General features: G+C 75.1%; 23 protein-coding genes and 2 tRNA genes. 12 read left to right on the forward strand and 13 right to left on the reverse strand.

Annotated features, from left to right (window positions below; translation table 11 throughout):
- Positions 1–6: 6 nt before the first annotated feature.
- A complete protein-coding gene (locus NPS70_RS07355; RefSeq protein WP_256523243.1) occupies positions 7–528 on the reverse strand; it encodes a universal stress protein in 522 nt (173 codons plus the stop codon).
- An 821-nt stretch (positions 529–1349) separates the two neighbouring features.
- On the opposite strand from NPS70_RS07355, the gene NPS70_RS07360 reads away from it, so the two are divergent.
- From NPS70_RS07360 to NPS70_RS07370, 3 genes are all read left to right on the forward strand, one after another.
- Positions 1350–2528 carry a helix-turn-helix domain-containing protein gene (locus tag NPS70_RS07360; RefSeq protein WP_256523244.1) on the forward strand — a complete coding sequence of 393 codons (1179 nt, stop codon included), beginning with the start codon at positions 1350–1352 and terminating at the stop codon, positions 2526–2528.
- Positions 2529–2602: 74 nt separating this feature from the next.
- Positions 2603–3211 carry an oligoribonuclease gene (gene orn / locus NPS70_RS07365; RefSeq protein WP_256523245.1) on the forward strand — a complete coding sequence of 203 codons (609 nt, stop codon included), beginning with the start codon at positions 2603–2605 and terminating at the stop codon, positions 3209–3211.
- A 150-nt stretch (positions 3212–3361) separates the two neighbouring features.
- Positions 3362–3434: transfer RNA gene (locus NPS70_RS07370), tRNA-His, on the forward strand.
- Positions 3435–3640: 206 nt separating this feature from the next.
- Here NPS70_RS07370 and NPS70_RS07375 read toward each other — a convergent pair.
- The 4 genes from NPS70_RS07375 to NPS70_RS07390 form a co-directional block, all read right to left on the reverse strand.
- Positions 3641–3907 carry a hypothetical protein gene (locus NPS70_RS07375; RefSeq protein ID WP_256523246.1) on the reverse strand — a complete coding sequence of 89 codons (267 nt, stop codon included), beginning with the start codon at positions 3905–3907 and terminating at the stop codon, positions 3641–3643.
- A gap of 320 nt (positions 3908–4227) precedes the next feature.
- A complete protein-coding gene (locus NPS70_RS07380; RefSeq protein ID WP_256523247.1) occupies positions 4228–4800 on the reverse strand; it encodes a hypothetical protein in 573 nt (190 codons plus the stop codon).
- A gap of 177 nt (positions 4801–4977) precedes the next feature.
- A complete protein-coding gene (locus tag NPS70_RS07385; RefSeq protein ID WP_256523248.1) occupies positions 4978–6375 on the reverse strand; it encodes a HAMP domain-containing sensor histidine kinase in 1398 nt (465 codons plus the stop codon).
- Positions 6372–7133: a response regulator transcription factor gene (locus NPS70_RS07390; RefSeq protein ID WP_256523249.1), complete on the reverse strand. Its 762-nt coding sequence runs from the start codon at positions 7131–7133 to the stop codon at positions 6372–6374. The genes NPS70_RS07385 and NPS70_RS07390 overlap by 4 nt, the downstream gene beginning before the upstream one ends.
- Before the next feature lie 79 nt (positions 7134–7212).
- Here NPS70_RS07390 and NPS70_RS07395 point away from each other — a divergent pair, with 79 nt between their 5' ends.
- Positions 7213–7788 (forward strand): hypothetical protein, encoded by a 576-nt coding sequence (locus NPS70_RS07395; RefSeq protein ID WP_256523250.1) that lies wholly within the window; start codon positions 7213–7215, stop codon positions 7786–7788.
- 18 nt (positions 7789–7806) lie between these two features.
- Here the strand turns inward: NPS70_RS07395 and NPS70_RS07400 are convergent, their stop codons facing one another.
- Positions 7807–8667, reverse strand: a complete 861-nt coding sequence (locus NPS70_RS07400; protein WP_256523251.1) for a fused MFS/spermidine synthase — start codon at positions 8665–8667, stop codon at positions 7807–7809.
- A gap of 69 nt (positions 8668–8736) precedes the next feature.
- Positions 8737–9201, reverse strand: coding sequence for a hypothetical protein (locus NPS70_RS07405; protein ID WP_256523252.1), 465 nt, complete (start codon positions 9199–9201; stop codon positions 8737–8739).
- A gap of 231 nt (positions 9202–9432) precedes the next feature.
- Here NPS70_RS07405 and NPS70_RS07410 point away from each other — a divergent pair, with 231 nt between their 5' ends.
- Positions 9433–10854, forward strand: a complete 1422-nt coding sequence (locus NPS70_RS07410) for a tetratricopeptide repeat protein (protein ID WP_256523253.1) — start codon at positions 9433–9435, stop codon at positions 10852–10854.
- A 57-nt stretch (positions 10855–10911) separates the two neighbouring features.
- On the opposite strand, the gene NPS70_RS07415 is transcribed toward NPS70_RS07410, so the two are convergent.
- On the reverse strand, positions 10912–11508 hold the full coding sequence (locus tag NPS70_RS07415) for a histidine phosphatase family protein (RefSeq protein WP_256523254.1): 597 nt from the start codon (positions 11506–11508) through the stop codon (positions 10912–10914).
- A gap of 276 nt (positions 11509–11784) precedes the next feature.
- Here NPS70_RS07415 and NPS70_RS07420 point away from each other — a divergent pair, with 276 nt between their 5' ends.
- The 6 genes from NPS70_RS07420 (at position 11785) to NPS70_RS07445 (ending at position 17189) form a co-directional block, all read left to right on the forward strand.
- Positions 11785–12951: a hypothetical protein gene (locus tag NPS70_RS07420; protein WP_256523255.1), complete on the forward strand. Its 1167-nt coding sequence runs from the start codon at positions 11785–11787 to the stop codon at positions 12949–12951.
- On the forward strand, positions 12942–14528 hold the full coding sequence (locus NPS70_RS07425; protein ID WP_256523256.1) for a hypothetical protein: 1587 nt from the start codon (positions 12942–12944) through the stop codon (positions 14526–14528). The genes NPS70_RS07420 and NPS70_RS07425 overlap by 10 nt, the downstream gene beginning before the upstream one ends.
- On the forward strand, positions 14525–15895 hold the full coding sequence (locus NPS70_RS07430; RefSeq protein ID WP_256523257.1) for an AAA domain-containing protein: 1371 nt from the start codon (positions 14525–14527) through the stop codon (positions 15893–15895). The genes NPS70_RS07425 and NPS70_RS07430 overlap by 4 nt, the downstream gene beginning before the upstream one ends.
- A 75-nt stretch (positions 15896–15970) precedes the next feature.
- Positions 15971–16309 (forward strand): hypothetical protein, encoded by a 339-nt coding sequence (locus NPS70_RS07435; protein WP_256523258.1) that lies wholly within the window; start codon positions 15971–15973, stop codon positions 16307–16309.
- Positions 16310–16441: 132 nt separating this feature from the next.
- Positions 16442–17125 carry a bifunctional DNA primase/polymerase gene (locus NPS70_RS07440; RefSeq protein ID WP_256523259.1) on the forward strand — a complete coding sequence of 228 codons (684 nt, stop codon included), beginning with the start codon at positions 16442–16444 and terminating at the stop codon, positions 17123–17125.
- Positions 17116–17189 (forward strand) — tRNA-Lys (locus NPS70_RS07445). Before NPS70_RS07440 ends, NPS70_RS07445 begins: the two co-directional genes overlap by 10 nt.
- A 65-nt stretch (positions 17190–17254) precedes the next feature.
- Here the strand turns inward: NPS70_RS07445 and NPS70_RS07450 are convergent.
- The gene (locus NPS70_RS07450; protein ID WP_374211958.1) at positions 17255–18553 is read right to left on the reverse strand and encodes a M6 family metalloprotease domain-containing protein; all 1299 of its coding nucleotides are present in this window, start codon (positions 18551–18553) and stop codon (positions 17255–17257) included.
- Between the two features lie 390 nt (positions 18554–18943).
- Between NPS70_RS07450 and NPS70_RS07455 the strand changes: the two genes are divergently transcribed.
- Positions 18944–20752, forward strand: a complete 1809-nt coding sequence (locus tag NPS70_RS07455; RefSeq protein WP_374211951.1) for a putative bifunctional diguanylate cyclase/phosphodiesterase — start codon at positions 18944–18946, stop codon at positions 20750–20752.
- A 125-nt stretch (positions 20753–20877) separates the two neighbouring features.
- On the opposite strand, the gene NPS70_RS07460 is transcribed toward NPS70_RS07455, so the two are convergent.
- The 4 genes from NPS70_RS07460 to NPS70_RS07475 form a co-directional block, all read right to left on the reverse strand.
- On the reverse strand, positions 20878–22557 hold the full coding sequence (locus NPS70_RS07460; RefSeq protein WP_374211959.1) for a glycosyl hydrolase family 18 protein: 1680 nt from the start codon (positions 22555–22557) through the stop codon (positions 20878–20880).
- A 264-nt stretch (positions 22558–22821) separates the two neighbouring features.
- A complete protein-coding gene (locus NPS70_RS07465) occupies positions 22822–23931 on the reverse strand; it encodes an LLM class flavin-dependent oxidoreductase (protein ID WP_256523261.1) in 1110 nt (369 codons plus the stop codon).
- Positions 23932–24029: 98 nt separating this feature from the next.
- Positions 24030–24749 (reverse strand): decarboxylase, encoded by a 720-nt coding sequence (locus NPS70_RS07470; RefSeq protein WP_256523262.1) that lies wholly within the window; start codon positions 24747–24749, stop codon positions 24030–24032.
- Positions 24746–25522: an aspartate/glutamate racemase family protein gene (locus NPS70_RS07475; protein ID WP_256523263.1), complete on the reverse strand. Its 777-nt coding sequence runs from the start codon at positions 25520–25522 to the stop codon at positions 24746–24748. The genes NPS70_RS07470 and NPS70_RS07475 overlap by 4 nt, the downstream gene beginning before the upstream one ends.
- Positions 25523–25601 lie beyond the last annotated feature (79 nt).

A 25601-nucleotide genomic window follows, 5' to 3' on the forward strand; every position in this document is an offset into this window, starting at 1 on the left:
GGTGCCCTAGGGGATCACGATCACGGGCCGCTGGGCGCGGCGCGCGAGGCGCCCGGCGACCGAGCCGAAGAGCCGCCCCACCAGACCGTGGGTGGAGCCGACGACGATGGCGTCGGCCGAGTACTCGCGGCCGACCTCCTCCAGCTCGTGGCAGATGTCCCCGCCCCGCTCGACCAGGATCCAGGGCACCTCGGCCAGGTAGTCGGCGCAGGCGAGCTCCAGGCCCAGCACCTCGGTGCGGTGGTCCGGGACGTCGACGAAGACCGGCGGCTCGCAGCCCGCCCAGACCGTGGTCGGCAGGCGGTTCGCCACATGGACGATGATCAGCCCCGAGCCGGAACGGCTGGCCAGCCCGATGGCGTAGGCCAGGGCCCGCTCGCTGGAGGTGGAACCGTCGAAGCCGACGACCACGCCGTGCTGGAAGGCGGGGTCACACGCGTGGCACGCCTCTTCGGCCGCCTGCAGGCCCGACAGTGCGTCGGTCGCCTGCTTGCGGTCCGCGGGTTCGGGGGTTTCGTGACCGGCCATCGGTGTCTCGGCGAAGAAGGTCCTCGTGGGAGGGGCGGGGTCTCAGGGTGGACAAGCGGCGGAGCGGTGTCCGGGAATCATCTTCCCAACCCGTACCCCAAGGGTACGGCGCCACTCCTCTCCTGCCCAGACTCCCGGCGCCTCATGCACCGGGCTTCAGGGGAGCATGCCCGAGCCTCCCGGCGATGGCAACGCCGCATGGCCGATGCAGCTTGTCCCCGGAGCCCCCGGACCGCCCCGCGCGGGGCGGAGGGCCGCGCGGGGCGGCACCGGGTCGCGGCGACCCACCGTGACCGGTCCACCACGGCGGTCGTTGACCGGAGGGGTCCGCGTGCGGCGGCCCGGAGGGGCGGAGGGCCGGGACCGCGGGGCGGCGCACCTCGGGCGTCCGGCCGGGGCGCGCACGGCGCACGGAGCGGCGCACACGAATTCGGCGCATCACGAGCGCACAAGGGGTCGTGTTTCAGCCAACTTCACGTCACCGGGGCCGACATGGCGAAACCACCCTCCAACCCCTGTGCCACCAGCGAGAAGAGGCGAATGGGCGGCTCAGGCACCCTACGGGGACGGGCCATGACCGCCGCGGCCACTTCCCTGCGGGCCCCCCGAGTGGAACGCTTCGTGATCGAATGCATCACGCCAAGTGGCCAAGTCGACATAGCGGGTCACACCGAACTTGGCACCACGACGCCACGCGACACAGTAGATTCGATCATGAGTATCGAAGGCCGGGGGACTCGTGCAGAACCGAGGGGAAACGTGCAGGAGCGAAAGGCCCGAAACGAACGGGGAGACGCGCACTTCGAGGGGGGCTTAGCGTCATGAGTCAGGACTCCGCCGCACCGGAGGCAGCACGGAAGCTCTCCGGCCGCCGGCGCCGGGAAGTCGTTGCTGTGCTGCTGTTCAGCGGCGGCCCTATATTCGAGAGTTCCATTCCGCTCTCGGTGTTCGGGATCGACCGCCAGGACGCCGGAGTGCCGCGCTACCGCCTGCTGGTCTGCGGTGGCGAGGACGGCCCCCTGAGGACCACGGGGGGCCTGGAACTGTCCACGCCGTACGGCCTGGAGGCGATCAGCAGGGCGGGCACCGTGGTGGTCCCGGCCTGGCGGTCGATCACCTCGCCGCCACCGCCCGAGGCGCTGGAGGCCCTGCGCAGGGCGCACGAGGAGGGCGCCCGGATCGTCGGGCTGTGCACCGGCGCGTTCGTGCTGGCCGCGGCCGGGCTGCTCGACGGCCGCCCGGCGACCACGCACTGGATGTACGCGCCGACGCTCGCCAAGCGCTACCCGTCGGTCCACGTGGACCCGCGGGAGCTCTTCGTCGACGACGGCGACGTCCTCACCTCGGCGGGCACGGCCGCCGGGATCGACCTCTGCCTGCACATCGTGCGCACCGACCACGGCACCGAGGCTGCCGGCGCACTGGCCCGCAGGCTCGTCGTACCGCCCCGCCGCAGCGGCGGGCAGGAGCGGTACCTCGACCGGTCCCTGCCCGAGGAGATCGGCTCCGACCCGCTGGCCGAGGTGGTCTCCTGGGCGCTGGAGCACCTCCACGAGCAGTTCGACGTGGAGACGCTGGCGGCCCGCGCGTACATGAGCCGCCGGACGTTCGACCGCCGCTTCCGCTCGCTGACGGGCTCGGCACCGCTGCAGTGGCTGATCACCCAGCGCGTGCTGCAGGCGCAGCGCCTGCTGGAGACCTCCGACTACTCCGTCGACGAGGTCGCGGGCCGGTGCGGCTTCCGCTCGCCGGTGGCCCTGCGCGGCCACTTCCGGCGGCAGCTGGGCTCGTCCCCGGCGGCCTACCGGGCGGCCTACCGGGCACGCCGGCCGCAGGGCGACCCGGGGCCCGCGCCCCTGGCCGACACGGCCGTGCCGGTGCAGGCCCAGGCGGTGGGACGGCGCGGAGGGCCCGGCATGCCGGGCGCTCCGGAGCCGGGCCGCGGCGGACCCGAGGTCTACGCCCGGGTCGGCCTGCCCGGGCAGCGCGGTCTGCCGTAGGACGCGAACGGGTGCGGGCCCGGGGTGCACAGGACCCCGGGCCCGCACCCGTCCCGCCCCATAAGGTAGGGCGCATGAACGATCGCATGGTGTGGATCGACTGCGAGATGACCGGGCTCTCGCTGGCGGACGACGCACTCATCGAGGTGGCCGCACTGGTCACCGACTCGGAACTGAACGTGCTCGGCGACGGCGTGGACATCGTGATCCGCCCACCGGACGGGGCCCTGGAGACGATGCCCGAGGTGGTGCGCCAGATGCACACCTCCTCCGGGCTGCTCGACGAACTCGCGGACGGCACCACACTCCAGGACGCCGAGGCCCGGGTCCTCGCCTATGTCCGCGAGCACGTCAAGGAGCCCGGCAAGGCACCGCTGTGCGGGAACTCGGTCGGCACCGACCGGGGCTTCCTCGCCCGGGACATGCCCGCCCTGGAAGGGCATCTCCACTACCGGATCGTCGACGTCTCCTCGGTCAAGGAGCTGGCGCGCCGCTGGTACCCGCGGGCCTACTTCAACAGCCCGGAGAAGTCCGGCAACCACCGGGCCCTCGCGGACATCCGCGAGTCCATCGCGGAGCTGCGCTACTACCGGGAGGCGGTCTTCGTCCCCCAGCCGGGCCCGGACAGCGAGACGGCCCGCACCATCGCCGCCCGGCACGTCCTGCCGGCCGAGCCCTCCTGATCCGCGCCCCGCTCCGCCCGCGGCCGCGGGCGGAGCGGGGCGCGGACGGGCCTCCGGGCGACCGGGAGCACGCCGGGAAAAGGGTGGCGCGAGCACCCTCCGGGACCCTGTACACTTTTTCTCGGCCGGTCGGGAGAACGACCGGTCATGGTGGGTGTAGCTCAGCTGGTAGAGCACCTGGTTGTGGTCCAGGATGCCGCGGGTTCGAGTCCCGTCACTCACCCTGAAGGATCAAGGGCCGACCTGGGAAGACAGGTCGGCCCTTGATCGTTTTCCGGCTGTCGGGAACACCCGGGGCACCCCCCGAACACGCCCGGCGGGCTCAGGCGCACACCGGCGGCCCGCCGAGGCCCTCGGCACGGGCGAAGTCCACCGGCTCCGCGGCGTCCTGGACGCTGAAGACCTCGCTCACCGCGTCGTTCACACCGATCACCAGGTCACGGCGACCGTGCGCCACGCCCCGGCGCCCGAGAGCCCGGGCACGCCCCCGATCCGGGCACGGACGGCTGCGGCCGCCCGGATCGCGCAGCCGCCCACGTCCCCGCCGCACACCGGTCCGCAGTCCATGGCCGTGGTGTTCACCGGGCCGCCCCGCACGCCCTGCCGCTTCGCCTCGGCCGGCCGGTCGGCACCGGACCGGGTCAGGCCCTCGGGCACCGGGCGCACCGTGCGCCGGTGGGTGGTGCTGCGCCTCATGGCCCTGCCTCCGGGTGCGGGACCGGGGGTGGGGCAGAGCACGCCGGCGGCCCGGCACCGGCCCCGGGCACCGTCAGGGGCGGCGCCCGGGCTCCGTCGACAGCGCTTGAGCCGGCCATCGGAGCGGGTCGAACGTGGCGCGTCATCGAGGTGCGCGGGGCCGGGCCCCCTCTCCCCACGGGGAGCGCGACGGCCTCGGCGGACGGCGTCGACGGCGCACAGGGGCACGCCCGGACGGGGCCGGCAGCAGGGATCCCACCCGTCACCGGGCGGGGACTCCTCTCGCGTGTTCCGTCACGGGTACGCGCCGGACGGCGGCCTCAGCCGCCGACCACCACGACCCCGTCCTCGGGGTCGACGGGGTTCACCGTGTCGAACAGGATCCGGTTGGCCTCCTCGTCGAGGTAGAAACTCCCCGTGTAGAGGTCCCGGGTGACCGACCCGTCCAGCTCAGGGCTGGTCACCCAGGTCGTCGTCGACGAGGGCGTGATACCCGCCGCCCGCGCGACGGCGTCCGGCAGCCCGGTCGGCCGGGTCTCCTCGAACGTCCAGCCGCTCCGGCCGAGCAGTGCCTCGACGGCCGAGGCGCTGGTCTCGAAGTACCCCACGACCCGGGTGTCGGTGGGACCGGGGACCCGGCCCGTGCCGGTTCCCAGGGCGAAGGCGCACCACCGCGTGGACAGCACCTCGCCGAGCGCCGAGAAGCGGGCGCCGACGGGCTCCTTCTCCTCGCTGATCTCACAGGTCGGGGACGCCGACGCGGGCGGGTCGGCCACGCGGCCGGCCGGCGCCCGGTCGCGCGCCTCGGGACCGGAGGTCCCGCAGGCGGCCACGAGGAGCAGGCCGGCCGCCGCCGCGCTCCGCGCCGCTGTGGCGCCGTGCCGTCGCCGCATCAGCGTCAGCCTCCCCCGGAGTTGTACGTGGCACCCACGAGGCCCCTCGCCTCCAGGCCACCGCCCGGGTGAGCGTACCCCCGGACACTGGGCGGCTCCGCCAGCCGGGCACCGGAGTCCTTCGCGCAAGCGGCAGGACGGCCGCCCGGGAGCCGCCCCGCCGGCCCGCCCGCCGGTTCAGACCTCCGCGGTCCGCCGGCGCCCCCGCCCGGCGCCCCGCCGGGTGCGGCGGCCCTCGCCCCGGGTGCGGGCGCCGGTGCCGCGGCCGATCCAGACGCGTACCTCGGTGCCGCCGAGCACGGAGCGGCCGATGCGCACATCGCCCCCCGTTCCCTCGGCGACCCGGCGGACGATGTCCAGGCCCAGCCCGGTCGAGCCCTCCCGGGCCCCGCTGTTGCCGCGGGCCAGGGCGGCCGCGGGGTCGCTGATGCCGGGACCCGCGTCGGAGACCAGGACGATGACCGCCTCCTCGGTGCTGTGGACGTCCACGGAGAACGCCGTCCCCTCCGCCGTGTGCCGGAAGACGTTGCCCAGCAGGGCGTCCAGGGCCGCGGCCAGTTCGGGGCGGGCGACGGGGATGCGCACGGGGCGCTCCACCCCGGCGACGCGCACCGTGCGCCCCTCGTCCTCGGCGAGGGCCGACCAGAACCCCATGCGCTCGCGCACCACCTCGCTGGCGTCGCAGCCGGCCCCCGGCCCCGCGGCGGAGGTCTGCGGCTTGGCCTCCCGGGCGGTGCGGATGATGGTGTCGACCTCGCGTTCCAGCTGGGCCACCGCCTCGCGGGTCTGCTCGGCCGCGGCGCTGTCGCCGAGCGAGGCCGCGTTCAGGCGCAGCACGGTCAGCGGGGTGCGCAGCCGGTGCGACAGGTCGGCGGCCAGTTCCCGCTCGTTGGCCAGCAGTTGCACCACCTGGTCGGCCATGGAGTTGAACGCGACGGCCGCGGAGTGGAGTTCGGGCGGGCCCTCCTCCGGCACCCGCGCCCCGAGCCGCCCCTCCCCCAGTTCCTTGGCGGCGCCCGCGAGGCGGCGGGCCGGCTGCACCATCCGCAGGCCGAGCCGGTCGGCCACCGCGACGGAGCCGAGGACGAGCGCCGTGCCGACACCGGCGAGGACGAGCCAGGCGGTGTCCACGCCGTTGGAGACCTCGCCCTCGGGGACGAAGATCTCGACCACCGCGATCCGCCCGGCGCCGATCGCGGTCGGGGCCAGCAGGGCGAAGCCGCCGGAGACCTCGGTGATGGAGGCCCGGCCGATGCGCCGCACGGTGGCGATGTCGCGTACGGCGGCCCGCCGGATGCCGATCTCCAGTGGGACGACGCCGAGTTCACCGGTGGACGGGATGTGCACGGCCATCCGCCCGTCGGCCCCGGCCGGGGTGGACTCGACGGCCCGGTCGAGCATCCGGCGCTCGGTGGTGACGGTGAGCGTCGGGGCGATGGTGGCCGCCTGGCGCTCGGCGTTGGAGAACGCCCGGTCCCGGGCCATCTCCTTCACGACGATGCCCAGCGGGAGCGCGAAGGCGAGCACGACCATCACGGTGACCGCGAGCGACACCTTGACCAGGGCCCATCTCATCGCCGCGGACCGCCGTCCGCGCCGCCCGGGGGCGGCTGGGCGACGTCCGCCGGCAGGTGGGCCCGGGCGTCGGGGGGCGGTTCCAGCTTCACCCCGACGCCGCGCAGGGTGTGCAGGTACCGCGGCCGGGCGGCGGTCTCGCCGAGCTTCCGGCGCAGCCAGCTGAGGTGGACGTCGATGGTCTGGTCGTCGCCGTAGCTCTGCTGCCACACCTCGGCGAGCAGTTCCCTGCGCGGGACCACCACACCCGGGCGTCCGGCGAGGAAGGCGAGCAGGTCGAACTCGCGCCGGGTCAGATCGATGGGGCGGCCGTCCAGTTCGGCCTGGCGGCGCAGCGGGTCGACGGCCAGGCCGCCGACGCGCAGGAGCCGGCCCGGAGGCTGCGCGGCGCCCCGGGCGCGGGCCCGGCGCAGCACGGCCGACATCCGCGCGGACAGGTGCTCCACCGAGAAGGGCTTGGTGAGGTAGTCGTCCGCGCCGTCGTTCAGCAGCCGGACGATCTCCGTCTCGTCGTCGCGGGCGGTGGCGATGATCACAGGGACGTCGGTGATGCCGCGGAGCATCTTCAGTGCCTCGGCGCCGTCCAGGTCGGGCAGTCCGAGGTCCAGGACGACCAGGTCGAAACGGTGGTGGGCGACCTCCCGCAGTGCCTCCAGGGCCGTTCCGACGCTCCGTACGGTGTGGGATGCCTCGGTGAGGTGCCTGATGAGAGCGGAGCGCACGAACTGGTCGTCCTCGACCACGAGCACACTTGCCATGGGCCGCACCGTACGCCATCCGGAGGATGCGGGTCCTGCGGGGAGGTGAACCCCGGGAGCCGGGACAGCGGGGGGCCGCATGATGCACCATGAGCCGGTGAGCAGAGGACTCGTACACGCCCTGGCGTGGTCGCTGTCCACCGGCGCGGCGGTGACGCTGTCCTGGTGGGGCGTCCACTCGGTCATGGCCGGCACCGCGTACGACCGTCCGCGCGCCCTGCCGATCACCGCGCAGGCGGCGACCCCGTCGCCGCCCCGCCCGCCGGAGGCGACGTCCACGCGGCGGCCGCCCCCGGTGTCGCCCACCCCGTCGCCCACCCCGTCGCCGGGCAGGCCGAGCGGGCCGGCGTCCCCGGCATCCCCGGCCTCCCCGGCGAGCAGCGTCCCGGCGGAGCCGGCGCCCTCGCCCTCCCCCGCCCGCCAGGACGCCGCGGGCGATGTACGGGGCTACACCATCGAAGGCGGCCGGGTGGTCTTCGACATCGGCGCGAACTCGGCCGACCTGGTGTCGGCGACCCCGGAGGCGGGGTGGCAGATGCAGGTGTGGACCCAGCCCACGTGGATCCGGGTCACGTTCACCCGGGACGGGCGGGAGGTGTCGGTCTTCTGCACCTGGCACGACCACCCGCCGATGGTCCAGTTCGACGAGCGGTGAGGCGCGCCGGTCCATCCTTCAGCCGAAGACGTCGGCCGGCGGCGCCGGGGAGTCGGTGGCGGCGGAGTCCGCGACCGGGGCCGCCCCGCCGCTGAAGTCGGCGAGGGACCGCCCGTGCTCCACCCGTCCGGCGAAGGGGTCGCCCGCCACCCGCCGGGTGAACTCGGCGACGGGCAGGGGGGCGTCGGAGGCGACGAGCACGGCGTTGCCGAAGCGGCGACCGCGCAGGACCGCGGGGTCGGCGGCGAGCGCCAGCTCCGGGAAGACGGCGGCGGCGGTGGCGATCTGGCCGCGCAGATGGGCGAGCGGGGGGCCGTCGGCGACGTTGGCCGCGTAGCGTCCGCCGGGCCGCAGCACGCGCGCCACCTCGCCGAGGAACTCGGTGCTGGTCAGGTGCGCCGGGGTGCGGGCGTCCCCGAAGACGTCGGCGACCACGAGGTCCGCCCAGCCCCCGGGCACCTTGGCCAGTGCCGCGCGGGCGTCGGCGGAACGGACCCGGATCCGCGCACCCGGATCGAGCGGCAGCCGCTCGCGCACCAGGCGCACCAGGGCGGCGTCCACCTCCACGACCTGCTGTGTGGAGCGGGGGCGGGTGGCGGCGGTGTACCGGGCGAGGGTGAAGGCCCCGCCGCCGAGGTGCAGGACGTGCACGGGCCGTCCGGGCGGTGCGGCGAGGTCGACCAGGTGGCCGAGGCGGCGCTGGTAGGCGAAGGAGAGGTGGGCGGGGTCGTCCAGGTCGACGTGCGACTGCGGGGCGCCGTCGATCAGCAGGGTCCAGGCGCGGGGCCGGTCGGGGTCGGCCACCAGCTCGGCGACGCCGCCGTCGACCCGCTCGACGAACACGCCGCCGTCCCGCTCCCTGTGCCTGCGCCGTCCCACGGCCCCATTATCTCCGGGGCACCGCCCGCCGCCGGCGGGGGGCCCGGGAGCCGGGCGCCGGCCTGCCGCTCAGCGGCAGTTGTCCGCCGCCTCGATCAGCCGGGCCGCCTCCCCGAGCGCGGCCCGCAGTACCGCCGGGTCCGTCAGCGGCACCCCGGCCGCGTCCTCCGGGGGCAGCAGCCATCCCGAGCCGGGGACGAAGGGAGCCGGGGACGGTGCGTCCGCCAGGCGCAGGCCCCGGCCGGAGGTCCGGGTGCAGGCGCTGCCCGGCACGTCCCAGCAGTCGGCCGTGCCCGGCGGGACGAGGAAGCCGAGGGTGTCGCACGTGCCGTCGTGCAGGACCGGCCCCACCCCGGGTGCGTCGCCGCCGCGGCGCAGGATGTCGACCGCCTCCAGCCCCTGGCGGGCCGGCACGGTCACCAGGTCGCACGGCGGGGGCGCGACCGGCCCGTGGGGGCGGGCGCCGTCCGCCGCGGAGCGGTGGCCCGCCGCGGCAGGGGGCGTCGCGCCGGTCTCCGTGCCGAGCTCCACCAAGAGGATCCCCTCCTCGCGAGTCCTTCCCGAAGAGGCGCCGTGCGGGCCTCCGGGTGGTTCAACGCCGCCGGGCGTCAAGGGCTACGGCGGCACGCCGCCGCAAAGAGTGGCGGTTCATGGCAGATCACCGGCGAGATGTCCCTTTTGCAGTCAAACCCCGTGTGAGCCCCCGACCACAGCAGGTACGTTCTTGCCCGCCGGAACACGGCTGCACCAGGAGAGGGCACGGCCATGGCGTCGTCTCGGGCATCACGGGCCCGTCCCGCGCATCCCAATCTCGTCTTCCGCCGGCTGCGCGGAAGCCGCTCGCCGGGCGAGTTCGCCACGGCGGTCCGTCGGGCCGCGCGCGAGATCGGGGAGCAGGTGTCGTGCGACGCCCGCTACATCGGGCGGGTGGAGTCCGGGGAGATCCGCTGCCCCAACTACGCCTACGAGCGCGTGTTCCTGCACATGTTCCCCGGCCGCTCCCTGGCCGACCTCGGGTTCGCCGCCCGGGAGGAGGTCCGGGGGCGGGGGCGCCCGGGGGGCGCCCCGCCGGACCCGGGGGCCGGGACCGGCCCCGCGGGAGTTCCCCCGCCGTGCTGCCCCTGCACCACAGCCGGCGGCCGGTGCCGCACCGACAGCGAGATCGACGAGGAGAGCGACGTGCTGCGTCGCGCGTTCATGACCGGCGGGTCCGCCACGGTGGCGGCCGCCTCCTTCGGGTTCGGAGGCGACTCGGTGCCCGCCCAGCGCCGCCGCCGCGTCGGTGAGGGCGAGGTCCGGGCCGTCGAGGACGCGGTGCGCCGCATCCGGCTGCTGGACGACCGGCACGGCGCGGACGGGCTCTACGCACGCGCCGCCCAGCCGCTGCACGCCGCCTACGCCCTGCTGGACTCCGGGACCGCCACCCGGTCCGCCGTGACCGACCGGCTGCACGCGGGTGCGGGCGAACTCGCCCTCTCGGTGGGCTGGCTGGCCCACGACTCGGGCCGCTTCGAGGACGCGCGCTCGCACTACGCCGAGGCGCTGGCCACCGCCCGGGTGGCCGGGGACCCGGCGCTGGAGGCGCACGCCTTCTGCAACACCTCGTTCCTGGCGCGGGACGCCGGGCGCCACCGGGAGGCCGTACGCACCGCGCAGGCGGGCCAGCAGGCGGCCCGGCGGGTGGGCTCCGCCCGGCTGCTGTCGCTGCTGGCGCTGCGCGAGGCGGGCGGCTGGGCGGGGCTGGGGGACCGCGCGGGCTGCGAGCAGGCGCTCGGCCGCGCCCACGACCACTTCGCCCGGGGGGCCGGTGCCCGCGACCCGGAGTGGATGTCGTTCTTCGCCGAGCCCGAGGCGGAGGCGCTGCAGGCGCAGTGCTGGGCGGCCCTGGGGCAGTGGCCGCGGGCGGCGCGGCACGCCCGGCGTGCCGCCGCCCTGCAGGACCACCGCTTCACCAGGAACCTCGCGCTCTACCGGGCCGAACTCGCCGCCGATCTGGCCCGGGCCGGGGCGCCCGACGAGGCGGCCGCCGCGGGCGAGCAGGTGCTGGTGCTGCTGGGGGACGTCCGGTCGGCGCGCATCAGCGGGATGCTGGCCGACACGGCCTCCGTGCTGCGCTCGCACCGCTCGGTGCCCGAGGTGGCCGGGTTCCTGGACCGGTACGAGGGGACCTCCGCCCGCCGCGCCTGACCTCCTCGCCCGGTCGCCGGCGCGCGTCCCCGGCGACCGCGCCGCGGGGCGGTCCGGTCAGAGCTCCAGGTGGGCGGTGTCGTTCCAGCGCTCCACGGCGGGCTCGCCGTAGGCCCAGGACAGCACCGACAGGCTGGTGGGGTCGAGGCGCATCCGCGAACCGAAGGAGACGTCCTCGCCCAGCCAGCGGGCGCAGATGGACCGCAGGATGTGGCCGTGGGCGAAGACCAGCACGTCGCGTTCGGCCGAGCGCGCCCACCGCACGACCTCGTCCGCGCGCGCCGAGACCCGGGCCAGCGTCTCCCCGCCGGGGACGCCGTCCTTCCACAGCACCCAGCCCGGCTGTTCGGCGTGGATCTCCGCCGGCGTGAGCCCCTCGTAGGCGCCGTAGTCGACCTCCATCAGCGCGTCCCAGGGCTGCGCCCGCTCCCCGAACCCGGCGAGTGCGCAGGTCTCGCTGGCGCGCACCAGCGGGCTGGTGCGCACCTCGACCCCCTCCAGGCCCGACCAGGGAGCGCGGTGCAGCCGCTCGCCCAGCAGCTTCGCGCCGCGCCGCCCCTCCTCCAGCAGCGGGATGTCCGTACGGCCGGTGTGCCTGCCGCTCAGCGACCACTCGGTCTGGCCGTGCCGGGCGAGCAGTATCCGCGGTGCCATGAGGGGCTCTCCTGGTGAGACGTCCGATGTGCCGGGTGCGCGGCCGCGCGCACCCCGTGAACGGCCGCCCGGCCGGGGCCGGTACCGGCCCCGTGGTTCACGGGAGCGTTCCGTTCCATCATCCCGCACCTCACCCGCAGGCGGCTCGGCGGACGCCCTCCGGCGCCCCGTCCGGGCCGGCGGCCCGCACGACCGGCCCGGCACGGGCGCCGCCGCCGACGGCTCCCCGTGCCGTTCCCGCCCGCGATGTCGGTGGCGGATGCGAGACTTCCGCGGGTGAGCGAATCCCCGGAGAGCGCACCTCCCCCGCAGGCGCCGACGACACCACTCAGGCAACGGCTCGCCGAGCTGCGCGGGCCGTCCGCGCAGCCGCACCCCCTGGATGCCCGGGCGCTCGCGGCACTCGCCGCCAACCCCGGCTGCCGTCGCCGCGCCCTGCTCGACGGCGCGGGGGTGGACAAGTCGGCGCTCGCCGCGGCGCTCGGCTCCCCCTCCGGGTACGGCCAGTCGCAGTTCGCCTTCATGCGGGGGAACGCCTTCGAGGCCCGGGTCAAGGCCGACGGCGGCCGGGAGCTGCTGCGCCTGCTGGGGCTGGAGGAGGCGGGCGAGGTCCGCCTCCCGGAGCTCGGCGCCTCGGGCCCCGAGGGCCGCGCGGCCCGTACGGCGCTGGCGCTGCGGGAGGCCACCGGGGCGGGGGCCGTCAGCCTGCTCGACCACCCGATGCTGGCGCTCCGGGTGGCGGGCTCCCCCGCCTACCTGGAGCCCGACGCCGTGGTGGTGCACCCCGACGGCCGGTGGACGGTGGTGGAGATCAAGTCGTTCCCGATGATCGACGCCTCGGCGGACGCCGCCAAGGTGGGGGCCGCGGCCCGGCAGGCCGCCGTCTACGTACTGGCCCTGGAGCGGGTCGCCGGGGCGGTGCCGGGGGCCTCGGTCGCCCACCGCGTGCTGCTCGTGTGCCCGAAGGACTTCACCAACCTGCCCACCGCCTCCGCCGTGGACGTGCGCAAGCAGCTGTCCGTCACCCGGCGGCAGCTGGCCCGGCTCACCCGCGTCGAGGACATCGCCGCGGCGCTGCCCGAGGGCCTGACCTTCGACCTCGACGGCCGCTCCGCGGAGCAGCTGTGCGAGGCCGTGGAGCAGGTTCCGCACGCCTACGCCCCCGAGTGCCTGGCCGCCTGCGAGCTGGCGTTCCACTGCCGCGACCGGGCCCGGCTGGCCGGGGCGGTGGAGGCGCTGGGGCGCTCGGTGCGCGGCGAGCTGGGGGGGCTGAGCACCGTCGGGGAGGTGCTGGCCGCCTCCCGCGGCGAGGCAGGAGAGCCGGACGACCCGGCGGTCGCCGCGCTGCGCCGCGCGGCCGCGCTCCGCTCCGAGGCCCTGGCCTCGGCCGGGGTCCCCGCCGCCCGGGGGGCACGGGAGGCGGAGGGGGCGGCATGTCGCTGATCTCCACCCTCGCCCGGTTGGAGGCGGTCGAGTCGGGCCGGGCACAGCCGCTGACCACGGTGCGCCACCGCCATCTGTCCGACCGGCCGCTCGTGTTCGTCCCGCTGACCACCGCGGGCGAGGCGGGCGCGCCGCTGGGGGCCCTGGTCGGCACCGATCCCGGGGAGCCGGGGCTGCTGGTGGTGGCCCAGCCCCGCGACCGAGACCTGCGGGCGCAGTTCCTCGCCGAGCTGGCCGAGGTGTTCCTGCCGCACCTGGAGCGCTACGCGGAGCGGGTCGAGCCCGCCGAGCGCTCCGAGACGGACCCGGAGTCCGGGAAGCGCGTGAAGGTCGAGGTCGAGCTGTGCGCGGACGCCCCGCAGGTGATCGTGCCGAGCCGGGCCGGCGTCGAGTACGTGAGGCTGCTGGGGCGCTCGATGCGCTTCCGCCGCACGGCCGACGAGGACCCGGAGAACCCCTACCCGGCCCCGCCCCGGGTCCCGCTGCTGGGGCGCTGGTTCACCCACTACGGGGAGCGTGCCCGGGTCCCCGGCTCCTCGCTGCTGGCGGCCGCGACCGACCTGCTGAACCAGCACTGGGGGACCGGCCAGTCCTCGCTGGAGGACCAGCACCTCGGTGCCCTGCTGGCCTGGGTCGACCCGGTCGGCGGCGTTCCGGGTGCCGAGGCCGCGCTGCGGGCGGAGACCGCCCGGGACGAGGAGGGGCAGCTGCTGTGCCCTCCGGCGGGTCCGGCGACCGACCCGGCCTTCGACAACCGTCTCCTCGCGCCCGCGATGGAGCGCTTCGACCGGGCCCGGCGGGGGCTTCAGGCCGCGGAGGACGGGGCCAGCGCCGACGACCTCCTCGGTGAACTGCACCGCGCCGAGCAGGAGGTGCGCCGGCTGGTCGCGGGGCAGCTGCTGCCCACCTGGAGGGCGGTGTGGCGGGCGCTGGAGCTGCTGCGGGCCCTGCCCGAGGGCTCCCGGGTCGCCGACCGCTGGACGCGGGACCGCTGGTCCTTCACCACCCACCGGGACCGGGTGCGGGCGGGCGAGCCCCCGCAGCCGCGGCACGACGACGCGGTCACCGCGGCGCGGAAGCTGGCCGCGCGGGAGACCGCGCAGGCCCAGCTCGACGCCCAGGAGGCACTGGACGACCCGCTGGTGATGGCGGGGTTCAGGCTGTCGGGCGAGGCGTTCGCCGGCGAGGTGCTGGACGTGGAGATGGCCTGGTCGGACTCGAAGCGCCCGAGCCCCCGGCCGCTGGTCCGGCTGCGCACCGACGACCGGCCCCACCTAGAGGAGCGGACCAGGGCCTACCGCTCGCTGGACGGCAGACCGCAGACCGCCGAGGTGGTCGGCGTCGAGGAGGACGGGACGCTGGTGCTGCGGGTGCTGGACCGGATGGGCCGGGCCCGGGAGCCCGCGGCGGGGAGCGTACCGGAGAAGGGCGACCGGATCTCCTGGACGCTGTTCGCGCACGACCAGCGCGGCGGGCCGCAGCTCCCCGACCCCGAGGAGACGCCGTGGACCCACGGCGGACCGCCGCGGACCGACGCCGAGAGCCCCGATGCCGTGACCCCGGAGGACCTGCTGTGACCGCCGAGTACGCCGTGTCCCGCCGTGCCGAGGACGCGGAGGCCTTCGACCCGGCCGCGGCGGCGGCCCGGGCCACCGCGGAGATCCTCGGCGACACCCTCCACGGCCGGGCGCGCGGGGTGGTCGTGGACTCGCCCCCCGGCGCGGGAAAGTCCACCCTGGTCGTGCGCGCCGCGCTCGAACTGGCCGCGGCCGGGCGGCCGCTGATGGTGGTGGCGCAGACCAACGCGCAGGTGGACGACCTGGTGCTGCGGCTCGCGGAGAAGGAGCCGGCGCTGCCCCTGGGCCGGCTGCACTCCAGCGACTCCGACCCCTACGACCGGGCGCTGGACGCCCTGGACAACGTCCGCACCTCGGCCAGGGCGGGCGACCTGGCCGGGATGGACGTGGTCGTGTCGACCGCGGCCAAGTGGGCGCACGTGCAGGGTGTCGAGCCGTGGGGGCACGCGATCGTCGACGAGGCGTACCAGATGCGCTCGGATGCGCTGCTGGCCGTGGCGGGCCTGTTCGATCGGGCGCTGTTCGTCGGCGACCCGGGTCAGCTGGACCCGTTCTCCGTCGTCGGGGCGGACCAGTGGGCGGGGCTGGCGTACGACCCCTCGGCCAGCGCGGTCTCCACGCTGCTCGCGCACAACCCCGAGCTGCCGCAGCACCGGCTGCCCGTGTCCTGGCGGCTGCCCGCCTCGGCGGCGCCGCTGGTGTCCGAGGCCTTCTACCCCTACACGCCCTTCCGCAGCGGGACGGGGCCGGGCGAGCGGCGGCTTGCCTTCGGGGTGCCCTCCGACTCCTCGGGACCCGACCGGGTGCTGGACGAGGCGGCGCGGTCCGGGTGGGGGCTGCTGGAGCTGCCGGCGCGGCTCACGCCGCGCACCGACCCCGAGGCGGTCGCGGCGGTCGCCATGGTGGTGCGGCGGCTGCTGGACCGGGGCGGGTCCACCGTGTCGGAGCGATCCGGGGACCCGGTGCCGCTGACGGCCGACCGCATCGCGGTGGGTACGGCCCACCGGGACCAGGCGGCGGCGGTGCGCGCGGCGCTGGGGGGCCTGGGGGTCACCGGTGTCACGGTGGACACGGCCAACCGCCTCCAGGGCCGCGAGTACGACGTGACGGTGGTGTTCCACCCCCTCTCCGGGCGGCCGGACGCCACGGCGTTCCACCTGGAGACGGGCCGCCTGTGCGTGCTGGCCTCCCGGCACCGGCACGCCTGCATCGTGGTGTGCCGGGCCGGGGTGTCCGGCCTCCTCGACGAGCATCCGTCGACGGAGCCGGTGCAGCTGGGGGTCTCGCTGAAGTTCCCGGACGGCTGGGAGGCCAACCACGCGGTCCTGGCGCACCTGGCGGAGCACCGGGTGTCCTGGCGCCCGTGAGGCGCCCTTGCACGGCGCGGGACAATGGAGGACGCGGTCCGGGCCTCCGGGCCGGGGACGAGGAGGAGTACGGACATGGCGGAACCGGAGCGGACGACCGAGCGCAGGATGCGGCCGGCCCCGCTGCTCTTCGAGCCGTCGGAGGCGGCCGCCGATCCGGAGCACTTCTTCGACCTGGAGTCCATGGAGGACCCGCACGAGCTGCTCGTCCGCTCCACCGAGCTGACGCTGGCCTTCCGCGCCGCCTCGGACCGGGCGGTGGAGTACCAGGCGATGGCCGCGGCCCAGCTCGCCGACCCGCGCCGGTTCGACCGGCTGACGCCGGGCGACATCGGTGCGCGGGCGGGCTGGACCGAGGACTATGCCCGGAAGATGATCGAGTTCGGCCGGGAGCTGCTCGCCCAGCCGGGCTGACCGGCCCGCGGCCACGCTTTCGCATATGCCAGCCACACGTGGCGCGGCACTGTACCCCTTTCCGGGCGCCCACACCCCCTTTTCCGGGAACTCTCCGGAATCCCCCGGTTACCCGGGGTACACCTGGTGGACATGACGACATGGCTGCGAGACCCGGGCACCGCCACCGCCGGCACGGGGACCGGAACCTGCGCCACCGGCACCGTCGCCCCGCCGCACGGGGCCGACGCCGGTGCAGCCGCCGAGGTCACTCCCCCGGGTGCGGCCTGGCTCGCCTCCGCCGAGGCGTTCCCCCGGACGGTGCTGGCGTTCTGGGAGAGCCGCCCCTCGGCACCGGCGGTCCTCCCCTGCGGCACGGTGTTCGACGTGGTGAACGCCCCCGGCACCTTCGGGCGGCGGATGCTCGACCGGCTGTGGGACGAGGGGCCGGGGTCGGGTCCGGTGGCCGTGCACCGCGGCCGGACGATGCTCTTCGCCGCCCCCGGCACCGCCCAGCGGCTGCGGGCCCTGCTGCGCTGGACCGGCGAGCCCCCGACGCGGTCGGGGGGCACCTGGGGGCGGAGCGTGCCGCCCCTGATCTGCCACGGTCCGGGCGACGCGGTGACGGTGCCGCCGCCGGCGCCCGCCGAGACCCCGGGAGCACCCCGCTGGCTGGTCGCGCCGGACACCCGCACCCCGTGGCTCCCCGGCCCCGAGGTCCTGCTGTGGGCCTGCGTCCGCGCGGCCCGCGCGGACGCCCGGCACGACGTGCGGGTATCGATTTCTCCTCCCGCGGATCCGGGTGCTAAGGTCTACGACGTCAGCAGGCGCCGCTAGCTCAGTTGGTTAGAGCAGCTGACTCTTAATCAGCGGGTCCGGGGTTCGAGTCCCTGGCGGCGCACAGACACCGGAAGGCCCCTCGTGAGAGCGAGGGGCCTTCCGGCGTTCCGGCGTGGCCCCGGCCGGTCACTCGGTCGTGATCCTGATCGTCCAGGCCCCCGTGGCGGTGCGGTCCATCACCTCCACGCGGGTGCGCCCGCCGTCCGGGTCCCGGGTGGTGAAGGTCTCCCCCTCCCGCAGGGGCGCGTCCGCGAGCGGCGGGTAGACCGACCGGTCCGCGCACGCCTCGGTCTCGGGGTGGGTGTCGATCACCTCGACGGGCCCCCCGCCGGACGCCTCGTCGCCGCGCACCCGGTAGAGCAGCACACCCTCGGTGCAGGTGTCGGCGTCGTTGCCCACCGCGGCACGCGCCTCGACGGCGAGCACGCTGTCGGGACCGGTGCGGACCACCGCGAGCCTCCCTCCGACGCTGCCGCCGGGCACGGGCGCGGCGGCGAGCGGCTCCAGGGTGACGATCTCCCCCCGGCGGCCCGGCGGCCCGGCCGCCACACGGGCCGCGCCGCCGCCGTTGACGCAGCGCACCTCCGCGGGGCCGAGCCAGCCGAGCTTCCACTTGTGCCAGCCGAAGAGGTCGGGGGCGAGGCCGAACTGGCTGCCCATGACGTCCCAGTCGCCCACGTGGGTGTCCCAGTCCCCGTTGCCGTCCATGGGCCGGTGGTAGAGGTCGGGCAGGTCGAAGACGTGGCCGGTCTCGTGGGCGAGGACGTTGCGGTCCGGGGGGTGCCGCTCGAAGACGGTGACCACCCGCCGGACCTCCGTGCCGTCGACGGTGAGCGGGCGGTCGAAGTTGACGACCTTGGTGGCGTCGGAGTCGACGCCGGGGGCGTCGGGGTCGGCGACCAGGTAGACGACGTCGTAGCGGGAGAAGTCGACGGCCGGGTCGACGGCCGCGAGGGCGTCCCTCAGGTAGGCGCTGCGCCGGTCCGGGGCCCAGTCGCGCCGTATGTCGTAGAACACCGAGTCCCGGGGCATCGGGATCCATTCGGTGAGCGCGCTGGTGCGCAGCTCGAAGGCCCCGTAGGAGGCGCGGTGGAAGAAGTCGGCGGTGGCCGGGAAGTGGTCCGCCACCAGGTCGGCGGGGGCGGTCAGGGGCGCGGAGTCGGGGAAGGACAGGAAGACCATGACCGCCTCCAGCGAGGAGGCGGGCCTGGGGTAGGCGGCGTTCCAGGTGTCCAGCCCGAGCGAGTGGTGGGCGGCGGTGCGGGGCAGGGCGCAGGGTCCGGCGGGCACGGCGGCCACCGCCGGGCCCGCCACGAGGGAGGTCGCGGTGAACGCCATCAGGGAGGTGAGGGCCGCGGCGGCGCTGCGGGGGCGCACCCGTTCCACTCTCCCGGGTGTTCCCCGGGGCGGCTGCTGACCCTCCACGTGGACCTCCGGCTCGGGATTGCGGGATGCCTCACCCACCCTGTGCCGGTTCGTACGGACTTGGCCTGTTCCAGTGCACCACACGGGTGAGCGGTCCGCCCGGGTGCCGGGGGCCCCGCCGGATCGCCGCGACACTCCGACGACTCACGCAACGTCACATTCGATCGAGCCGCATCCGACCCCGGTCATGACCCGCGCAGAAACGATCGACCATGATCACGGGGCGCCTTCGCCCCCCTGGGCGACGCTGGAACGGCCCGCGCGGCAGCCTCTATGATCGGCACACTTTCCCCGACATCCACCGGGATTTCTGCACCGAACGCCCCGGCCGGCCCACCGCCGACCGGATGCGTACGACCCTGGACGACGCGCTGCATGCGGGAGTGAGCGGTGAGCGGTATCCCCGAAGGACAGGAGCCCCCGGGCATCGGAGTTCCGCAGGGCGGCCGTCATATCATCACCCACGGTTACGATCCGGGCCAGAGCTTCGCCGAGCTGTGCGACTACCGCGCCGCCTTCAACGCGGCCCAGCTCGCCATGGCCGTCGTCGATCCCGAGGGGCTGGTCATCCGCGCCAACGACGCCCTCGCCACCCTGCTGGGCAGCCGCCCCGGCGAGCTGCGCGGACGCTGCGCGGCCGACCTCGTCGACCTGGCGTCCGACGCCCGCACCTGGCACGCGTACCGGGAGGTGCTGCGCGGCAGCCGCTCCCGCTTCCGCTGCACACGGCGGTTGAAGCACGCCGACGGGCGGACCCTGTGGGCCGAGGTCACCGTCACCCCGGTGCCCGACACCGGCGACGTGCTGCTGTCCGTCTGCGACATCAGCGACCGCCGGGAGCTCCACGCCCGGCTGCGCCACCTCCAGCTGCACGACCCCGTGACCCGGCTGCCCAACCGCGCCCTGTTCTTCGAGCGGCTGACCGCGGCCCTGGAGTCGACCCCCTACGACCACGGGGCCACCGGGCGGATCGGCCTGTGCTACCTGGACCTGGACGGGTTCAAGGCGGTCAACGACACCCTCGGCCACCGGGTCGGCGACCGGCTGCTGGCGGCCGTCGGGGCACGGCTGAACGCCTGCGCCGAACAGGGCGGCCATCTCGTGGCGCGCCTGGGCGGGGACGAGTTCGCCCTGCTGGTCGAGGACTCCACCGGCACCGAGCAGCTCGCCGACCTCGCCCGCTCCGTGCTCGCCGCGCTCCAGCGCCCCTTCGACCTGGCGGGCCAGCGGCTGTCCGTGTCGGCGTCGATCGGTGTCGTGGAGCGCGCGGCCGCCGGGACCAGCGCCACGGGGCTGATGCAGGCGGCGGACACCACGCTCTACTGGGCCAAGGAGGACGGCAGGTCGCGCTGGACCCTGTTCGACCCGGAGCGCAACGCCACCCGGATGACCCGGCAGGCGCTGGCCTCCACCCTGCGCCCCGCGGTGGAGCGCGGGGAGTTCGCCCTGGAGTACCAGCCGCTGGTCGGCCTCGCGGACGGCGTGACCCACGGGGTGGAGGCGCTGGTGCGCTGGAACCATCCCCGTTTCGGCACGCTGACGCCGAATCGGTTCGTCGCGATCGCCGAGGAGGACGGCTCGATCGTGCAGCTCGGGCGGTGGGTCCTGCACACGGCCTGCCGCCAGGCGCGCCGCTGGCAGCTCGACCATCCGGAGGTGGAGCCGCTGTTCGTCTCGGTCAACGTGGCCGTGCGGCAGGTCTGGGACTCGGACCTGGTGGCGGACATCGCGGAGATCCTGGCGGAGACCGGTCTGCCGCCCCGGCTCCTCCAGCTGGAGCTGACCGAGTCCGCCGTGATGGGGTCGGCGGGCCGCCCGCTCCAGGCGCTCCAGGCGCTGAGCGCCATGGGCGTGCGCATCGCGATCGACGACTTCGGCACCGGCTACTCGAACCTGGCCTACCTGAGCCGCCTGCCGGTCTCCGCCCTGAAGCTCGACGGGTCCTTCGTCCGCGGCTTCCAGGACGAGGCCCATGCCAACCCGGCCGACGAGACCATCGTCGAGGCGCTGGTGGAGCTCGCCCACCGGCTGGGCCTGACGGTCACCGCGGAGTGCGTGGAGACCTCGGGCCAGGCCTCCCGGCTGCGCCGGATCGGCTGCGACACCGGCCAGGGGTGGCTGTACTCGCGGGCGGTGGCGCCGGAGCGGATCCACGAGATGCTCACCGCGCTCCCCCGGCACACCGCGGCCGCGGGCTGACACGAGTCGGCACCGGCGCGGGCAACGGCCCGGGCGGGCCGGCACCCCCGGAGACGCCGGCCGCCCCCGTCCGGGTTGGATACCGAGCGGGGGCGGCGGCCTGTGGGGGGCGGAGGGGTGGCGGGTCAGCAGGCTCCCAGGTCCTGCCAGACGCCCCACTCACCCGTGGTCCCCGGCTCCTCGCCCTGCGTCCACCACTTGGCCTTCCAGGTGCGGCCGTTGTGGGAGACCTGGGCGCTGCCGCTGTAGGCGGTGGCCTGCGCCCACGCCTCGGCCGTGCAGCCGCCGGACGGGGGCGGGCTGGTCGGCGGGGTCGTGGTGGGCGGCGTGGTGGTCGGCGGCGTGGTCGTGGGCGGGGTGGTCACCGGGGGCTGGGTGGTGCCGCCGGTCGCGGCCACGATCTCGTTCAGGAGCGTGGTGTTCTCGTCCAGGCCGAGCAGGGAGTACATCATCGCGCCGCCGAGGCCGCGCTGGCGGGCGTAGTCGGCACGGGCCTGGATCGCCCTCTTGTCGAGGCCGGTGAAGAACTCGCCGTCCTTGTAGAAGTACGCGGCCTTGGCCTCGTCGTCCCAGAAGGTGGTCGCCGGGTTGTCGACGATGCCGCCCAGCTCCTTGTAGTGCGCGATGCCGGCCTGGCGGCTCAGCGGGCGGGCCGCCGAGGCGCCGGTCGCGGTGCCGGCGAGGCCGTTGTCCGCGGCGGGCACGCCCTTCCAGCCGCGGTAGTAGAACTCGTAGCCGAGGGTCAGCTTGCCCGCGGGGAAGCCGCCGGTGATCCCGTAGGCCGCGTCGCCGTCGATGTAGGCGTCGATGGCGTTGTCGACGGAGTACTTCCCGGTCCCCGGGGCGATCGGGTCGGTCGGGTCGGAGGCCGGCGAGTACAGCGGCGACTGGTGGTACGCGGGCCCGTCGCCGTCCCAGGCGCCGTGCATGTCGTACGTCATGATGTTCGCGTAGTCCAGGTACGCACCGATCTTGTCGGTCTCCAGGTACCTGATCTTGTCCTGGCCGGCCGGGAGGGCCGCGGTCAGCAGGTACTGCTTGCCGCCGTGGGCCGCGCCGTACGCGTCGAGCTGCTTGCGGAACTCGGCGAGCAGCAGCGTGAAGTTCTGCTTGTCCTCGGGACCGTAGTGGTTGCCGAGGTGGCCGCCGGAGGAGCCCGGGTACTCCCAGTCGATGTCGATGCCGTCGAAGATGCCCGCGGCGGTGCCCGGGCCGCCGAAGCCGCCCTCGACCGGCAGGTCGCCCTGGATGTACTGCTTGATGCAGGAGGAGACCAGCTTCTTGCGGCTCGCGTCGGTCTTGGCCGCGTCGTGGAAGTACTTGGAGTACGTCCAGCCGCCCAGCGAGATGTTGATCTTCAGGTGGGGGTACTTCGCCTTCAGCTCCTTGAACTGGTTGAAGACGCCCACGATGGGCTGGTCCCACCTGTCGGCCACGCCGTCGACGCTGTCGGCGGCGCTGAAGGAGCGCTGGTAGTCCGCGTAGGAGTCGCCCGCGCCGTCACCGGCGCTGGGGTTGTTGTCGTCACCCGCGGCCTTGTTGGCCATGAAGCACGTCAGGTCGGTCGGGTGGATGTTCCCGAACGAGTAGTTGATGACGTCCAGCTTGCCCGCGATACCCCGGGTGTCCAGGTGCTTGGGGTAGAAGGCGTTGCCGTAGATGCTCCACTGGTCGTAGTAGGCGATCCTGACCCCGCCGTCGGACGCGGCCGCGGAGGCGGTGTCGGACGCCTGGGCGGTGCCGAGGCCGGCGAAGCCGGCGAGGGCGCCTGCGGCGAGCGCGGCGGTGGTGAGTGCCGCGAGCATCGGTCTGCGGGAGCGCATGTGCAGCCTCCGGGAGGTGCGGATCGGGGGGTCTGGAGCAGTGATAGCGATCCGCACAGCCCCCCGTCAATGGTCTGAACCAAACCGGGAACTAGACCTTTCCCGCAGTGAAACCCCTTGTCAGAGAGGTGAGCTGACAGAAATCAGCCGCTCGTCAGCGGGGTGACGAGCGGCTTAAGGATCTCTTAAGCGGCGGTGGGGCCGGAGGTTGACCACTGGACCACCCGCCGGTGCGGCCGCCAGGTTTTACCCGGCGGCAACGCCCACGGGGTCCCCTGCGGGCAGCCCGTACGCGTCCGCGAGGAGTTCGAGACCGCGCAGCCGGGCCCCGGCGCCGTGGACGTTCGCCGTCAGCATCAGCTCGTCGGCGCCGGTGCGCGCCACCAGCGCGTCGAGGCCCTCGCGGACCGCGTCGGGGGTGCCGTGGACGACGTCGGCGAGCCACGCCTCGGTGAACTCGCGCTCGGCGGCCGTGAACGGGTACGCCGCCGCCTCCTCCGGGGTGGGGACGAGACCGGGCCGCCCGGTGCGCAGCCGGAGCATCGCCAGCGCACCGGTCAGGACCTGGCGCCGGGCCTCGCGCGCGTCCTCCGCCGCCAGCGCCCCGACGCCGATCAGGGCGTAGGGGGCGTCCAGTACCGCGGAGGGGCGGAAGCTGTCCCGGTACAGCTCCAGGGCCGGAACGGTGTGGCGCGCCGAGAAGTGGTGGGCGAAGGCGAAGGGCAGCCCGAGCTCCCCCGCCAGCCGGGCGCTGAAACCGGAGGAGCCGAGCAGCCAGACCGGCGGCCGGTGCGGGGACTGGACCCCGCCCGGCACGGTGCTCTGCACCGGGCCGGGCACCGCGTGGATCCGGGCGTAGGGATGGCCGTCGGGGAAGCCGTCGTCGAGGAAGCGGAGCAGCTCGCCGAGGAGCCGGGGGAAGTCGTCCGCCCCCTCGTCCGCCGTGCGGCGCAGCGCCGCGGCGGTCGCCCCGTCCGTCCCCGGGGCGCGCCCCAGCCCCAGGTCCACCCGTCCGGGCGCCAGGGCCTCCAGGGTGCCGAACTGCTCGGCGACGACCAGCGGGGCGTGGTTGGGCAGCATCACGCCACCCGACCCGAGGCGGATGCGCCCGGTGTGCGCGGCGAGGTGGGCGAGGATGACTGCCGGGGACGAGGAGGCGACGCCCGGCATGGAGTGGTGCTCGGCGACCCAGTGGCGGTGGAAGCCGCGGCGCTCGGCCAGCCGGGCGAGCTCCACACTGGTCCGCAGCGCCTGCCCCGCCGTGCGTCCGCTGCCGACGGTGACCAGGTCCAGCACGGACAGCGGCACCGGGGCGGAGCCGGCCGCCGTGCCTCGGATCTCGTCCACTGCGTTCACCGGGGAGCCTCCTGTTGCGGGTCGCGGGTACTCCGCGGCACAACAGGAGGCAGTCTCCGCTTATTCCCCGGACGGGGGCGGGCGGCCCGGACCGGGCGTCAGTCCCGGCCCGCGAAGAGGGCGCCGAGCTCGTCGGCGCGCACACCGTGCCGCTCGGCCAGCCTCAGCCCCTCCCAGACCGTCACCTGGTTGGCCGTGAGCACCGGCTTGCCCACCGCCTCCTCCAGCTCCGGCAGCAGCGCCACCGTGCGCAGCGCGGTGTCCGGAACCAGGACCGCCTCCGCCTCCGGGCGGTCCGCCGCCCGCACCAGGTCGAGCAGCTGCCCCGGCCCCCAGCGCGCGGCCTCGGCCGCGGTCGCCACCCCGCCGGTCACCGCCGACACGACCTCCACCCCGGCCTCCCCCAGGAACTGCGCGAACAGCTCGGCCACGTCCTCCGGGTAGCTGGCCGCGACCGCCACCCGAGCCGCCCCGACGGCCTGGGCCGCGCGGACGAAGGCGAACGAGGTGCTGGACGCCGGAAGGCCCGCCGCCAGGGCCAGGGAGCGCACCTGCTCGCGCGCGCCCGCCCACCCGTACACGAAGGATCCGCTGGTGCAGGCCCAGACCACCGACTCCGCCCCGGACAGCCGCAGCTCCTCCACCCCGGCGGCGAGGCGGTCCTCCTCGCCCATCCGCAGCAGGGCGTCCACCCGGTGGGCGTCCTCGCCGATGTCGGTGTGGACCACGGGCACGTTGACCCCGGTGAGCAGCGCCTCGATGCGCGGGTAGTCGTCCTCTGCGGAATGCCCGGGGTACAGCAGCCCCACGGTGGTCATGTCACGCCCTCCTGTCCTTCCGGCTCGGCCGGTCTCGCAGCAGCGTCCATCAGCAGAGCCTGGTAGGGGCCGACCGCGCGCACCCCGATGGCGCGCAGGGCCGACCACATCGTGACCTGGTTGGCGGAGACCACCGGCATCCTCAGCTCGGCCTCCAGCTGCGGGATGACGTCGTAGGTGGGCAGGTTGGTGCAGCTGACGAAGAGCGCGTCCGCGTCCGCCGACACCACCCGGCGTGCCATGTCCGCCACCTCGCGGTACGGCACCTTCCAGATGTGGCGGGTCAGACCGAGGAAGGCCCGGCCCGTGACCGCCACGTCCGCCTGGGCGAGGAAGTCCTCCAGCGCCCGGGTCACCGACTCCGTGTAGGGCGTGAGCACGGCTATCCGGCGTGCCCCCAGCTCCTGCAGGGCCTCGATCAGTGCGCCGGACGTGGTCAGCGACGGTACCTCGCCGGCCGCGCTCATCACCTCGCACATGGCGCGTTCCCCGAGGAGGCCGTCCACAAAACTGCCGGAGGCGCACGCGTAGGCGACGACGCTCGGCTGGGAGGCGCTCAGCGCCCGGACGGCCTCGCGCAGCGTGTGGTGCTCGCTGACGAGCCGGGCCAGGTCGAGCGAGACACCGGCCGGCACGAAGGGGGTGCGCGTCAGGCGCAGCGAGACCTCGTCCGGGACCCAGCGCCACAGCTCGCGGTCCAGTGCGAAATCGAAGGGGGCGACCACGCCGACACCGTGCTGCGGCAGGGGCCCACCGAGGAAGGAGACGTCCATGACCGTGCCCTTCAGACGCCTTGTTGACGACGGTAGATTCAAGTGCAAGCGTGGGTCAATCCATACATCCCAGACTTTT

It is taken from the genome of Streptomyces sp. C10-9-1, assembly GCF_024497955.1.
GTDB lineage: Bacteria > Actinomycetota > Actinomycetes > Streptomycetales > Streptomycetaceae > Streptomyces > Streptomyces sanyensis.

Excerpts from the sequence above, each read along its gene's own strand:
- NPS70_RS07355 (WP_256523243.1), bottom strand. The coding sequence starts at position 528 with ATGGCCGGTCACGAAACCCCCGAACCCGCGGACCGCAAGCAGGCGACC.
- NPS70_RS07360 (WP_256523244.1), top strand. The coding sequence starts at position 1,350 with ATGAGTCAGGACTCCGCCGCACCGGAGGCAGCACGGAAGCTCTCCGGC.
- orn (WP_256523245.1), top strand. The coding sequence starts at position 2,603 with ATGAACGATCGCATGGTGTGGATCGACTGCGAGATGACCGGGCTCTCG.
- NPS70_RS07375 (WP_256523246.1), bottom strand. The coding sequence starts at position 3,907 with ATGAGGCGCAGCACCACCCACCGGCGCACGGTGCGCCCGGTGCCCGAG.
- NPS70_RS07380 (WP_256523247.1), bottom strand. The coding sequence starts at position 4,800 with ATGCGGCGACGGCACGGCGCCACAGCGGCGCGGAGCGCGGCGGCGGCC.
- NPS70_RS07385 (WP_256523248.1), bottom strand. The coding sequence starts at position 6,375 with ATGAGATGGGCCCTGGTCAAGGTGTCGCTCGCGGTCACCGTGATGGTC.
- NPS70_RS07390 (WP_256523249.1), bottom strand. The coding sequence starts at position 7,133 with ATGGCAAGTGTGCTCGTGGTCGAGGACGACCAGTTCGTGCGCTCCGCT.
- NPS70_RS07395 (WP_256523250.1), top strand. The coding sequence starts at position 7,213 with ATGATGCACCATGAGCCGGTGAGCAGAGGACTCGTACACGCCCTGGCG.
- NPS70_RS07410 (WP_256523253.1), top strand. The coding sequence starts at position 9,433 with ATGGCGTCGTCTCGGGCATCACGGGCCCGTCCCGCGCATCCCAATCTC.
- NPS70_RS07415 (WP_256523254.1), bottom strand. The coding sequence starts at position 11,508 with ATGGCACCGCGGATACTGCTCGCCCGGCACGGCCAGACCGAGTGGTCG.
- NPS70_RS07425 (WP_256523256.1), top strand. The coding sequence starts at position 12,942 with ATGTCGCTGATCTCCACCCTCGCCCGGTTGGAGGCGGTCGAGTCGGGC.
- NPS70_RS07435 (WP_256523258.1), top strand. The coding sequence starts at position 15,971 with ATGGCGGAACCGGAGCGGACGACCGAGCGCAGGATGCGGCCGGCCCCG.
- NPS70_RS07440 (WP_256523259.1), top strand. The coding sequence starts at position 16,442 with ATGACGACATGGCTGCGAGACCCGGGCACCGCCACCGCCGGCACGGGG.
- NPS70_RS07460 (WP_374211959.1), bottom strand. The coding sequence starts at position 22,557 with ATGCTCGCGGCACTCACCACCGCCGCGCTCGCCGCAGGCGCCCTCGCC.
- NPS70_RS07470 (WP_256523262.1), bottom strand. The coding sequence starts at position 24,749 with ATGACCACCGTGGGGCTGCTGTACCCCGGGCATTCCGCAGAGGACGAC.
- NPS70_RS07475 (WP_256523263.1), bottom strand. The coding sequence starts at position 25,522 with ATGGACGTCTCCTTCCTCGGTGGGCCCCTGCCGCAGCACGGTGTCGGC.